The 14,155-nt window shown below is 53.2% G+C and carries 4 protein-coding genes; all 4 read left to right on the top strand.

The window, feature by feature from the left end; genetic code table 11:
- Nucleotides 1–21: 21 nt before the first annotated feature.
- The 4 genes from AC6I6H_RS17010 to AC6I6H_RS17025 all read left to right on the top strand — a co-directional run bounded on the left by AC6I6H_RS17010 (nucleotide 22) and on the right by AC6I6H_RS17025 (nucleotide 12,990).
- Nucleotides 22–9,873: an RHS repeat-associated core domain-containing protein gene (locus tag AC6I6H_RS17010; protein ID WP_497955177.1), complete on the top strand. Its 9,852-nt coding sequence runs from the start codon at nucleotides 22–24 to the stop codon at nucleotides 9,871–9,873.
- Between the two features lie 75 nt (nucleotides 9,874–9,948).
- On the top strand, nucleotides 9,949–10,404 hold the full coding sequence (locus AC6I6H_RS17015) for a hypothetical protein (protein WP_497955178.1): 456 nt from the start codon (nucleotides 9,949–9,951) through the stop codon (nucleotides 10,402–10,404).
- A gap of 791 nt (nucleotides 10,405–11,195) precedes the next feature.
- Complete coding sequence (locus AC6I6H_RS17020; protein ID WP_497955179.1) at nucleotides 11,196–11,504, top strand: NucA/NucB deoxyribonuclease domain-containing protein; 309 nt, start codon at nucleotides 11,196–11,198, stop codon at nucleotides 11,502–11,504.
- Between the two features lie 133 nt (nucleotides 11,505–11,637).
- Nucleotides 11,638–12,990 (top strand): hypothetical protein, encoded by a 1,353-nt coding sequence (locus AC6I6H_RS17025; RefSeq protein WP_497955180.1) that lies wholly within the window; start codon nucleotides 11,638–11,640, stop codon nucleotides 12,988–12,990.
- Nucleotides 12,991–14,155 lie beyond the last annotated feature (1,165 nt).

Consider the following 14,155-nt stretch of genomic DNA (forward strand, 5'->3'; position numbering starts at 1 on the left):
ACTTTGCCGGAGGTGCAAGCTTTGAAAACATCCATTCGCGCGTTGCTGCTTACGATGTTCTTATTTCTCCTGGTTCTCCCTTCCGCGTACGCGGAAACTCTGCAGGAGCGTTTGAATAATCTGGTCGGACCAAAGGAACAGTACAACACTATGCTTTCGCCGGTCTATTTGCGGATGAATACGACCGAGGAAGAGATCAGCCCGCAGAGCGGCACCTTGACCGTCACCCAGACGGATTATGTGCTGCCCGGCCGCAACGGGCTGGATCTGGAGCTCAAGCGGATCTACAAGAACGAAACGTCCAATGTGCAGGACATGAAGGTCAAATACGTGGACGGAGCCTGGGTCGACTATGTATACTCGGACGCGGCCACTTCCTCCTTTTACGAAGACCGGTACAACCTGGGGATCGGCATGCGGTTTGCGTTTCCGGGCATGGAAATCCGCAAAAACGATGACGGCACCAGCCATAAATTTCTGCATACCGAAAGCGGGGACATTTACACGCTCGGCGAGTTCCGGGAGAATGGGGCCACCGTATTTCTGCCCGAAGGACAGACGGTTAAGGACGTGACGGTCCGGGAATCGTCGGCCTTCTCCAACGGCCAGACGGACGGAACCTCCAAATACCTGATGACCAACAAGGAAGGCAAAAAGACGTATTTTGCCGAAGACGGCCGGGTTCTGGGGATTGTCGACCGCTACGGGAACAAAATCCAGTTCGAATATTCCACCCTCAGTTATTCCACCGACGGCAAGGCCGTCACCAAACGGCTGATTTCCAAAATCACCGATACCATCGGCCGGGTGGTCACGATGGAATATCCCGAAGATCACGCCTTCACGGCGGGGCCGATCAAACAAACCCATTACGGACCGGACGACTATTACAACGCGTCGCAAAACCCGAACAGCACGGATTCGGGCGATCTGCAGGGGAAATACCAGGTGGTGGTCCGTCTGCCGGGCGGGCAGACGGTGGTGTACGACAAGTCCGCCGTGCTGCTTTCGCCCTCCAAGCATGTGGTCCGGACCCGGCTGCAACGGGTTTACGGAACGGATTCCAAGCCGAAATATCACTTCTGGTACGAGCAGCCGGACCTCGGCTTTACCTATTTCAACGGAAAACAGTATTCGGCATACAACCGGTACGAAAATTTGGTGCAAATCAGCGAAGTGGCCTCGAACAAGGTCAAGCGCTACGTTTACAACAGCTACACCAAACGCCTGAATGACGGCGGCAGCATGCAGTACCGGAAAATTTTCGAGCGGCAGGATTTGGCCAAAAAAGGCTACGATGCCTCAGCCTCCAACTTCCTGGACCGGTTTCAGGCCGATGTAAAATACAAAGACACCTATGCCTATACGAATGAAGCCGACGGTTATGGCACCGCCGATTATAAACCGAACGACGACGATTACTTGAAGAACACGTACCGGTATTACACGGTGATCACGGACCCGGGCGGCAGCACGGTGAAATACACGTACAACGGCAAGCAGGAACTGATCCTGACGGAAAAGCAGGGCAAGGACCACCGCGAGGTCGTGACCAGCGAGTACGATGAACTGAAGCTCGTCAAGAAGCAGCAAACCGATGAGTATCCGGTGGCGGACGGGAAACCGTCGGGCGAGCCGGTCCGCAAAATCACCAATTTCCGCTACGACGAATACGGGAATCTGATCAATTACGTCGGACCGGAGGCGGAACGCGACGACAAAGGCAATCCGCTGGACAATGAGCATTTGGTGGTTTATTCGTACGCCTATGACAAATTCCACGCCCTGACGCAAAAAACCTGGAAGCAGGATGCGGACACGACCTGCCAGATCAAGTATACGCTGGATGACCTGGGGAACGTGATACGGGAAGACCGGTCCAATTCCGACCCGGAGCGTCCGTGGGAGACCACCGACTATGCCTACGACAGCTACGGAAACATGATCCGGACGACGGTGCACAGCGACCGCGACCGGGTGACGTTTTACGAGTACGGAACGGATGCAGCGGGCAGCGACACCAAAGGGGCTTACCTTACGAAGGAATATCAAGCCTGGAACGGGAAAGAAGCCGCGAGAACCTATGCGTACGACATGAACACGGGGAACGTGGCGTTTGAAACCGACGCCAGGGGCATTAAAACCGCCTATGAATACGACGCGCTCTACCGGGTGAAGAAAAAGATGCCCGGGGCGGACCGGACTATTGACTATGTATATGAAGACAACCCGTACAGTAACTTCCGGGTTCAATTGACCGATCCGGGCAAAAACAAGTTCTTGTACGAATATGACATTCAAGGGGCGATGGTCAAAAACAGCATTTGGGACCAAGGCGCCTGGCATACCCTCAGCGCGGTGGAATACGACGCCTTCGGCAATACGACGAAGGAGACCGACGCCAACGGGCATAGCGTCCGTTACGAATACGACAGCAGCCAGCGGCTGACGAAGAAAACGGCCTATGAGGCTGACAAGGTCGCCAAAGGCTTGATGACCGTCGCTTATCAGCTGACAGCCGACAAAGCGGCTCCGACGGTCATCACAATTACGGACGAAGAAGGCTATGTGCAAAAGGAATCGTACGACATCCTCGACCGGCTTGTGAAGCAGGAGACGACGCCGGACAACAAGACCTTTTATGCAGCGCAGTACGCCTACGACTACGCGGGCAACCGGATCAGCGAAACCGACGCGCTGAACCGCACCACCCGCTATGCGTTCGACCATTTGGGCCGGACGGTCGCCCAAACCGATGCGCTCGGGTATAAAACCGTCTGGACCTACAACGCCGAAGACGACATTCTTGTCCAGCAGGAGCCGGGAAACAAAATCACGGAAAACACCTATGACGAGCTTGGCAGAGAAGTGTTCCAGAAGGTTTACGAGAAAGGATCAGCCGACTATTTCTATTCAACCACCGAGTATGACGCAGCGGGGAACGTACTCAAGCAAACGGAAGGGCTGTTCAGCGGCGGAGCGCGCCGCGAGTCCTCCAGCGTTTCCTTTGCCTACGACGCGTACAACCAGAAAGTGGACGAGTATCCTGCCATCGATGCCGGCCAAACCGGCCGCTTGCATTACGAATACGACGCCAACGGCAACAATACGAAGCTTTTCGAGTATGGCAAAGCCGACGGCAGCCTTGTGCGCGTGCACACGATGGAGTATGACTTCGACGACCGCGTAACCAGGGAAACGTCGCTGCTCCGCGAGATTCGGAGCGACGGGACGGCGGTCGAGCACGGCGCGGCCGACGAGAAATACGTCTACGATTATGCCGGTAACCTGATCGCTTCGCATCAATTTAACGGGGCTGGCTATGATACGACCACCTATGCGTACGACTACCGGAACCTTTTGCTGACGGAAACCGCCCCTTTTCATGAAGGGGCAACGCGCAAAACGGAATATGCTTATGACAAAACCGGAAACAAAACCTCGGAAACGGCCGTCGTGCAGGGCGTTCCGCAAACCGCTTCCTTTGCTTATGACGGAATGAACCGCTTGACCGCCGAGACCGATCCGCTGGGCAACACAACCCGGTACGCCTATGACGCGGAGGGCAACCTGCGGAAGGAGGTCGATCCCCGCTACTACGGAACCGATCTGGAAGCGGCGCCCGGAACGGAGCATGAGTATGACGCGCTCAACCGGTTAGTCAAGTCGGTCGCCTTTGACGGCAAAACCCGCGAGGTAATCCGGTACGCGGAATACGCGGACAACAGCGAGCTTGTGGCCATGGAGGCCGACGGAGAAGGCTACAACGCAGATGACCCGGCGGCCTCGACGGGCACCGAATATACGTACAATGTGTTGGATTTGCCGGTTACCGTCGTTTCCGCCCGGCTGTCCGAGATCAACGGCCGCCAGGGCACGGCGCTCGCGACTTCGGTGAAAACCTACGACGGATCGGGCAATGTCCGGAGCGAAACGGATGCGCTCGGCCGGACAACCCGCTACGAGTATGATCTGAGCGGGAAGCTGCGGAAAACGGAGTACCCGGACGGAAGCAGCGAATCGTTCGATTATGACTTGACCGGGGAGGCTTTTGTCCAAACCACCGACCGGGCGGGCCGCGTTACCAAACAGTACAATACGGTGTACGGCGACCCTTATTTAAAGGAATACCCGGACGGCTCGAAGGAGCGGTTCCGTTATTCCGCTAAAGGAGAGCTGCTTGAAGAAACGGATGCGCTTGGGCAGTCCGTCTTCCATGAATACGACGCCGCCGGCAACCTGACCGCAAGCCGGGCGTTTATCCGGTCGGACGGCACGAACGACTATTACCGGCTTGTCCGGACGGAATTTAATGAAGCGGGGCAACCGACCGGCAGCGAAACCTTTCTCTCTGTCGCGGAAAAAGGCGGCAAGGAAACCAACCGGGTGTCCGCCGGGGACCGGGTGGAGAACGCCTACGACAAGGCGGGCCGTCTGATCCGCGTAACCGGTCCGGTCGGACGGGAAACCCGAACGGAATACGACCGGGCCGGCAATCCCGTCACGGAATGGAGTAAAACGGGAGACGACGACGCGGAAATCGTGCGGATGGAATACGATTCGCGGAACCGCCTTGTCGGCAAGTCCCTTTTGGTCAAAACGGCCGATCTGGCCCCGGAATACCTGAACGGCGCGAAATTCGATTCGGAATACGCCGACCGGGTGCTTTCCAACACGCGCTATGCGTACGACAAGAGTGATCAGCTGGTTGGGGAAACCGATGCCAACGGGCATACGATACGCCTTGAGTATGACCTGGACGGCAACAAGGTAAGGATGATCGATGCAGCGGAAAACGCGACCCGGTACGAATACGATTATGCCGGGAATCTCGTGAAGGAAATCAACGCCAGAGGAGCGGAAACCCGCTACGACTACAATGAAGTCAACCGCCTGATCCGCAAGGCCGCTCCATCGGCGGGCAGCGAAGCCGCGATTACCCGGTATGTGTACGATGTCATGGGGAACCTGGTCCGGGAGATCGCGCCTAATCAATACGACGCCGCCAAGGACAAGCCGGAAACTTTGGCGGAGCTTCCGGCCACCGTACACGCGTACGACTTGATGAACCGGCTGCTCTCCACAACCGGTCCGGACGGCAAAGGCGTTGCTTACTATGCGTACGACCTTAACGGGCGCATGATCAAAAGTGTAGACGGCAACCAGTTCAAAGGCAGCGTTGTGGATTCCAAAGGCACGGTTTACGAGTATGACGCCGTGGACAATGTGCTTCGCAAAACCGATGCGCTCGGAAACGCCACCGTGTTTGAATACGATGTGCTCGGACGCGCGGTCAAGGAAACGGACGCGCGCGGCCACTCGACCGCTTTCACGTATCAGCCCGACGGCGCCCTGACAAAAACGGCGTTCGCCGACGGAGGCAGCATTTCGTTCGTTTACGACAAGCTGGGCCGGAAAATTTCCGAAACCGACCCGCTCGGGAATACGACGGCTTACGGCTATAACGCCTTCGGCAAACTGAAATTCGTGAAAGACGCCTATGGCTTTACCGTGGAGTCCCGCTATGACCGGAAGGGCAATCTGATCTCGGAAAAGGACAAGCGGGGGAGCGTTACTCTATTCAAATACGACGCAAACGACCGCCTGGCCGAAAAACGGACGCCGGCCGACCTGGACGCCAGCGGGAACAAACTCTATACGGTCGAGAGCTACCGGTACGATGAAGCCGGCAATCTTCTGCGGAAGATCGTGACGGGTTCCAAGAACAGCTCCGTTCGCCTGGAAACCGGCTACACGTACTATGACAACAATCTCGTGAAAACGGTAGCCGATAACAGCGGCTACGACATCCGCAACGAATACGACAAGAACGGCAACCTGGTCAGGACTGTGCAAGTGCGAAATGCAAGCGGGAGCGATATCCGCAAGTACGCTTACGATGTTACCAATCGGCTCGTTCGCAGCATTCGCCTGCTGGACCGTGAGGATCTAAGCGAAGCGGCCGGTTTGCCTGATCCGGACCTGTTGAAAGACCCGGAATACCCGGACAAGGTGCAGCTGATTACGGGCTTTGCCTATGACGCCATGGGCAATAAAATCAGCGAAACGGATCCCCGGGCTTACGGCTTGCCGTCCCCGGACGAAGCGGGCCGTGCGGCCTACACGACGCGGTACAGCTACGACTTGCTCGGACGCGTCGAGAAGATCGTGACGCGTGCAAACGGGAAGGAGCTGACCCGGCAGTATACGTATGACGAGAACGGAAACAAGCTGACGGCAACCGATGAACGAGGCAACACGACGCGCTACACGTACGATGTTCTGGACCGGTTGTCGGTTATAACGGATGCCGCAGGCCGCAGCTCTTCTTCGGAATACGACCTGGCGGGTAACAAAACGGCGGAAACGGACCGGAACGGCAACCGGACGTCTTATACGTACGACAAGCTGAACCGCCATCTGTCCACCCGAAACGCTCATGACATCGTGGTGAAGACAAACAGCTACGATGCAAACGGAAACGTCATCAAGGTCATCGACGCCAAAGGGTACGCTTCGGCGGATACCGACGAAGCGCGGTACGGCACGGTGTACACCTACAACCTGGCCAACCAAGTTCTGACGGTACAGGAGCCGGAGCTGGCTGCGGTAAAAGGAATTACCACGCGTTATGAATACGACGCGCTCGGCCGCGTGTCCGTGGAGACGGACGCGCTTGGCAACACGACCCGATACGGCTATGATCCGGCCGGTCATCTGCTGAGCGTCACCAGCTCGACGGAAACCGTTACCCGCTATGAATACGACGGGGCCGGAAACAAAATCGCCATGAAGGACGGGCGGGGCAAGGTAACGCAGTACAGCTACGGTTCCTTCGGCGTGCTGCGCAGCGTGACGAATGCGGACAACAAGACCGTGCGCTATTCGTACGACTTGGCCTTGAACCGGGTGTCCATGACGGACCGGGCGGGGAATCAAACGCTGTATGTCTACGACGAGCGGAATTTGCTGACCGAAACCCGGGTTGCGGAAACCGGCGACCGCATTCGGTATACCTATGACGAAACGGGCAACCGGACGGGCATGACCGATGAAAGCGGGTCCCGTGCTTACAGCTACAATGAACTGAACCGCTTGACCCGGATCACAAAAGACGGGGCGGCGGAGCTCGCTTACGCCTACGACGCCGTCGGCAATGTCACACGCGTGACAGACGGCCAAAACCGCGAAACGTCCTACACGTACGACAAAACCGACCGGATGGAGCAGGTGGCATTCGACGGTAAAACGGCGGTGTATGCGTACGATTTAAACGGCAACCGGATCTCGCTGACGTACGAGGGCGGAGTAAAAACCGCATACGCCTACGACAAAAACAACCGGGTTGTCCGGTTGACCAACAAGAGCCCGGACGGAGAAGTGATCTCCGACTTCCGCTACACCTATGACGCCGCAGGCCAGCAGACCGACAAGACGGACGGCTATGGCAAGACCGCCTACGGCTACGATGCGGACGGAAGAATCACCCGGATCGAAACGCCCGGCAAGACGACCGTCTATGCATACGACGGCGCAAGCAACCGGCTGTCGATGCAGGAGACGTACACCTCGGCACAGCCAAGCGGCTACAGCGATCCGCAAACCGGCGCAGCGCTCGAGTATCTGCTGAAGAAGAGCGATTACGTCTACTCCGCCTCCAACCAGCTGGTTCAATTGGAGGAACGGATGCTGGACGCCGACAGCAAGGAATTGCTGCTGAAGACGACCTTGTACCTGTACGATGCGAACGGCAACGAGCTGAGTCAAAAGGTCAGCTATACCCGGCCGCACAAAAACGGAGCGCGTCCTTCCACCGGAGGCTCGGTATACGGCGATGCCGCAGCAGGCGAAATCGCGGCTCTTCTGGAGAAGGTCACCCGCACCTACGACGGCTTCAACCGGTTGAAAAGCGTGCAGAAGGTGAAGGCCGGCACCCGGGCAACGGTCGAGTACCGCTATGACGGCGACGGTTTGCTGCGCGAGAAAACCGTCAAGCGCTCCAAGGATGGTTATCAGGCGCAGACGACCCGGTACGCCTATGACCGGCAGCATGTCATCCTGGAGGCGAACGGGGAGGGCAAAACGGTCACGCGCTACATCCGGGGCATCGATTACATAGCGCGGATCGGTTTGGGCGAGAAGATCAGCGACTACCTGTACAACGGCCACGGAGACGTCGTGCAGACGGTCACCTCCAAGGGCCAAATTGAAAACCAATACGATTACGACGCGTTCGGAAACACGACGCTGGCGCTCGAATCCCGGGAAGAGTCCATCCGGTACGCCGGCGAGTTCTTCGACACCGACACGGGGCTGTACTATCTCCGCGCCCGGTATTATGATCCTTATGTAGGCCGCTTCATTACCGAGGATACCTATGCGGGGAACGCCAAGAATCCGCTTAGTCTGAACCTGTACACCTATGCGGAGAACAATCCGATCCTGTTCGCGGATCCGAATGGACATTGGTCGGTGTTCAGCAAATTTACCAGCGCGGTATCCAAGACGGTTTCGGCTGCCAAGTCAACGGTTTCTAACGTCACTAAGGCCGTTACCAGCACGGCAAAATCCGTTACCTCCACCGTAACGAAGACCGTGAGCAACGTGGTCAAGACAACGACTTCCGTGGTGAAAAGTGCGACAACCACCGTGAAAAAGGCGGCGACGACGGTGGCGAAGACCGCCACGGCTGCGGTGAAGACGACGACCGCCGCCGTGAAGAAAACGGCGACGACGGTGGCGAAGACCGCCACGGCCGCCGTGAAGACGACAACCGCTGCGGTGAAGAAAACCGCATCGACGGTGGCGAAGACCGCCACGGCCGCCGTAAAGACGACAACGGCAGCGGTGAAGAAAACCGCAGCGGCGGTTGCCAAGACAGCTACAGCCGCGGTGAAGACAACCGCAGCCGCGGCGAAGAAGGCCGTCACCAGCACAGTCAAAGCCGCGGTGAGTACGGCCAAAACCGTAGCCAATGCGACAAAAAGCGCGGTAACGACGGCAAAATCGGCCATTACCACCGTGAAGAACGTGGCAGTCAGCACGGCCAAGAATGTCACGAACACCGCCAAGGCGGCCGTCAGCAGCGCCAAAACGATGGCGGTCAGCGCCGGCAAGTCGATCAGCTCGGCTGCGGGCCAAGTCAAGCAAGCGTTGAAAACCGCCGGTTCGTACGCCGGTTCGTTCATCTCCGGGGCGGCGGACGCGACAGTAGCAAATGTGTCCATGGGCCTCATCCAACCGGATAACACGTATAGGGACAAGAACCAGAAAACGTACCTGGCCGGACGTTTGGTCGGTGATATTCTGGGAATTGTCGTGGGGGGCATCGAATTCACAGGCGGCTCAGGCATGGTTGGCGGATCTGTGCTTACCATCGCGGGAGGGCCGACCGTTGTCGCCGCACCAGCCATAGCTACAGCCGGAGTCGCCGTCGCCGGGGCGGGAATCACAACCGGCGTCAAAAGCGGCATGAGCTTCCTGGACGATGCCAAGAGTCTGATTCAGGAGTTTAAATCCGGAGGGGGTTCGGATGGCAAGACGCCAAGCACTTCCAGTACTCCGAATAATGGGACGGGAGATGCTACATCAGCGGCTAAAAAGAGTCGCAGTAATCCTGCCGATGCAGGCACACCTAATTCAACAAAAATTGATAGAGATGCAAACGGGAACATTACAAAATACACAACGTATGGGCCGGATGGAAAAATTGTAAAAGAAGTCAGGATTGATGGCAAAGACCATGGCTCAATTCCTAGACCAAATGTGAAAGAGCCAACATTTAACACCAATCCAAAGACAGGTGAGCAATTCCAAAATGGGTATCAGGTTCGTCCTGCTAATCCTGATGAAATACCAAGTTCAAGAAAATAGTATTTTAGCTTGCTGCGAGTCATCAAGTAAATTATGATGACTCGTAGCCAGTTAAGAAAGGGTTGAAATTTCCTTATGGAGTTATTTACTGATGAAACTATAAAAGAATACATGGAGTACAAGTTAGCTAACCCACGAAATTTTAGTTGGTGGAATTATGTAAATATCAAAGCTGACCTACAGACAGCCCTAGCATTTGCGAAGTTCTATTATCCTGAAGTTATTGAGGTGGGAAAATACTTCTTACTTAAAGATAAGTACAGTGATGAATTATTAGAGAAGTGGAAAGTTAGTTGTCAAGGTGATAAGTGCTCCGTTGAAAAGATGATGAACCTGTACGAATTGAAAGATTTCTTTCACATTAATGTAAACGATGATGAAGATATTTCAATGCAAATACCAATCCTTGGCGAAGTAATAAAATTATTTTGGTCTATGAGTTTCAAACAGAGATTTCCTTCCAGGAATATTGCTGTAGAAGTTTATGAAGAATGGGAGTCAATGTTTATTACTGTTTTTGAGACAGAATAATCACAGGGGGCTACCCAGTGACGAATGAACCCATCATTCAACCAATAACACGAATAACCCATGTGATACCGGTATATAGATTTCGTCATTTCGTTTGTACGTACGAAAAGCACGAAGTTTTATATCCTAAATAACGCTATTCCCTTACATGAAACAGGTTAATTATGGTCAGATACCGCCATGATTGACCTGCTTTTTTTACCATCAGTTTCTCACAGGTTTTTTATTTTTTTCACAACTGTATCTACGCCGACTACGGTTGCTATGCGGAGTAAAAACCGCATACGCATACGACAAGAACAACCGGATCGTCCAGTTGACCAACAAGAGCCCGGATGGGGATACGATTTCGGACTTCCATTACCTATGAAGCTGCCGGTTGGCAGACCGAGAAGAAGGACGGGCACGGCAAAACGGGCTAGGCTTACGATGCGGACGGAAGGATCACCCGAGTCGAAACGCCGGGCAAGACGACCGTATATGCTTACGACGGCGCAAGCAACAGGCTCTCGATGTAGGAGACGTGTACTTCGGCGCAGCCGAGCGGGTACAGCGATCCCCAAGAGGCGTGCCGATCGAATACCTGCTGTAGACGACCTCGTACCTGTACGATCCGAACGGCAACGAGCTCAGTCAAAAGGTCAGTTATACCCGGCCTCACAAAAATAGCGCGCGTCCTTCTACCGGAGGCTCCGTGAACGGCGGCACCGCCGTAGGAGAAATCGCCGCCCTGCTTGAGAAGGTTACCCGTCACCTATGATGGCTTCAACCGGTTGAAGAGCGTGCAGAGGGTGAAGGCGAGCACCCGGGCAACGGTCGAGTACCGCTACGACGGCGACGGCCTGCTCCGCGAGAAAACCGCCAAGCAATCCAAGAACGATTATCAGGCGCAGACCACCAAGTACACTAATCTAACAAGGGGGGATGGAACACGTGCCGCTCAAAAAAATCGCTATGAAGCGCAAAAGCAAATAAGAAAAGACCAAGGACACCGCCGAAGGGATACGATTACGATGAGTTTTCCTTATGCCTCAACAAAACAAGGAGGAAACGGGGCTCATGTAGAACCTGTTCCTAGTCAAGAAAATCAGGCAGTCTGAAGAGATTTAGGCCAATTTTACAAGAAACACGGAATCGGACCTAATGATAGCTTTAACGTGAAAATCAAAGATTAATCCAGTTCGCTGAAAGAAGGCTTTTAAGCCTTCTTTCAGCGAAAAAAGAAGGTGCAAAATGAGTAAAGAGCAATTTCATGAATTTATTGAGCAGTCCGGGAGACTTAGACCTGCTTATCCGGAGAGCCTCGGGAAAGCGGCAAGGGATTGGGGGAATTTTTTCTCAGGAATGGAAGTTCCGGAATTGTTTAAAACAATCTATAGTACTGTTCGAGGAACCAAGAGAGATATTCAAGATCAAAAATTGATGGATTTTATACCAGGCTACCGCTTGGTGCATATTGATGAGCTAAAAGAGAATCAACATATTTTAAATACCTTTATAGGCTCAGATCAGAAAGTAGATCTGGTTTTGCCGCTCTTGTCCAACTATTCAAGTGATTATATTTGTTATGTGAAGAAGGAAGAGCAGTATGGGATATACTTAGTTACGCGTGAAAATAGTGAGTTTTCATTATTATTTCAGTCTTCGGAAAAGTTCTTTGAAACACTTATAGAGTTCTATAAGCAGTCCGTATACTTTTTGGATTCTGACGGTTACCTGGATTATGATTTTGAGAAAGAGGGGGCAATAGGATCAAGCCTAAATCCCGGCGTTGCCTATTGGAACTCCAAAGAGTTAATCTCATGTATGTTGTCGGTCAGCGATTCTCACCGTGTCTACAAGGAGCAAGGAGTGCGGAGCGTGGATTTAATCGAGTTTGATCTGGATTTGCCCTATGTTCCGGACGAAGAAAAGATAAACTCGATCATGAGCAACAATGGCGTTGTCCGGCAAGATGCAACGCGCATGGATTATAACCTGAACTGGAAGGAAAAGCGCCGTTCCTTTCGGCAGGAAACCCGTTGTATGACCGCGATGTTCGAACGACTTTTCGGCAAGATGGAGACGGAAGATGCCTGGAAGGTTCTTGTGGAGTGTGTGGAAACCGTAACCGAAGAAAAGATTTTGAATTTTTCCGGTGTTGTTACGGTACAAGCTGCGTTTCGTCTTGGCGACTTCCAGTCGCTCGGCGACATGCAGAAAAAGAGAGCCGCTTTGGGACTTCTGATGAAGGGGGTTGAGAAGGTATGCGTCCACAAAGGCTGGGCGCCGGAACCCTTTCGGGAAACCTTCTCGCGAATCGAACAAGCGGGGTTTGTCAACGAGTGGGTGTGGAAAAAAGCGGTGAAGAGTCCCTCCGGGCTTCTTAGCGCAGAAGTGCTCATGCAGCATGAAGTGAAGAGCATGAACATTTCTCTGTTGGTTAAGCAGAAAGAGGGGGCGGAGGTGCGAAGGGAGCAAGTATTGTCCGAACTGCCGGATGAGTTTGCTTATGCAAAGCACCTTGGTGAATTGAAGTGGTTATCAGATGAGGAAGTCTCTTTGATTAATAAGAAGGGCGATAACCAGGTATCTGTCAAGCTGTAAAAGGATTGGTGCTGAACGGAGCGGGTCAATCGTGGTGGGAAAAACTATGATTGACCTGCTTTTGTTTGCAGCCTCCCCGGGAAGCCAAGACCCGCACTTAAGAGCAGGAGGACATATGAGGGGAATGAAATAGCAACTTGAGCAGACCGCGAAAATCGAGTCCTTTAACCACCACGATGTTTTAATTGCTTGTGGAACCGCCGTAAGATGGTTACAAAAAGCATGATAGAAATTTTAAGCAACTTTAGAAGCATGGGTCGAGAATTTAGAGTAAATTCCCCATCTCGTAGGTCCAGAACAAAAAAGATTTGACGACAGGCGGTGTACGTCATATATCGGGGTGATACCGCCGGCTGGAAAAGAAGGAAACCCGGTTGTGGCCGTTAGTTGGCAAAAGGGCAGTATAAACCGAAATGCCGGCCTTTCTTGAGCTCTCCCGTTCGGAGAGTAGGCGGGAAGTGCAAAAATACACCTAATGGTACCGAGATACGCTGTTTTTGGGCAAATAGATGCACAGAAACACTTATTTATCCCGTTTTCTCCGATTATCCCTTCTTTACTCGGGAATAGTTGCGTGTATGTTATTATTTCGCGATAATCCCCAATAGCACCGGAAATAAATAATGATTTGCACCTATTTGAAACGCCATTCATTTGAAGGAATTGTCGAGAGCATGGAGCAAAAAAAGCGGAGGTTGAGATGATAACGCCACAAGAGTTTTTGGACAGTTGGATAAGGAAACTTACGGTCTCGTCGCATATGATAAGAAAGCAGTAGATTCCTTGAATTTGTCTCAGGAATCAAAGAACTTTCTGGTGAAGGCAGGATTGCCCGGATCGGCTCCCCCGTTTCTGACGTTTGAATCCTCAGATGAATGTGGAGGGGGCGGATTAACGGAGAAATACGATGACGCTAAGCTGAAAATGGCAAAAGAGCATGTCTTGAAAAAAAAGCAACGAAAGATACACTAGTATAATGATCCTTAAATAATGTAACTATATTCCAGTACATTGTGGTATAATCTTCGTAGACCAGTTCGAACGGAGAGAAACCATGCCCTTTAAATCCAAAAAAGATAAACTCCAGCTTTCCGATGTGGATCGTGAGATGCTTCAACGAATTAGTAAAGCGCGATCAGAAGAATATCGGCGGGTTGAGCGAGCG

This window comes from Gorillibacterium sp. sgz306347, from assembly GCF_059735245.1.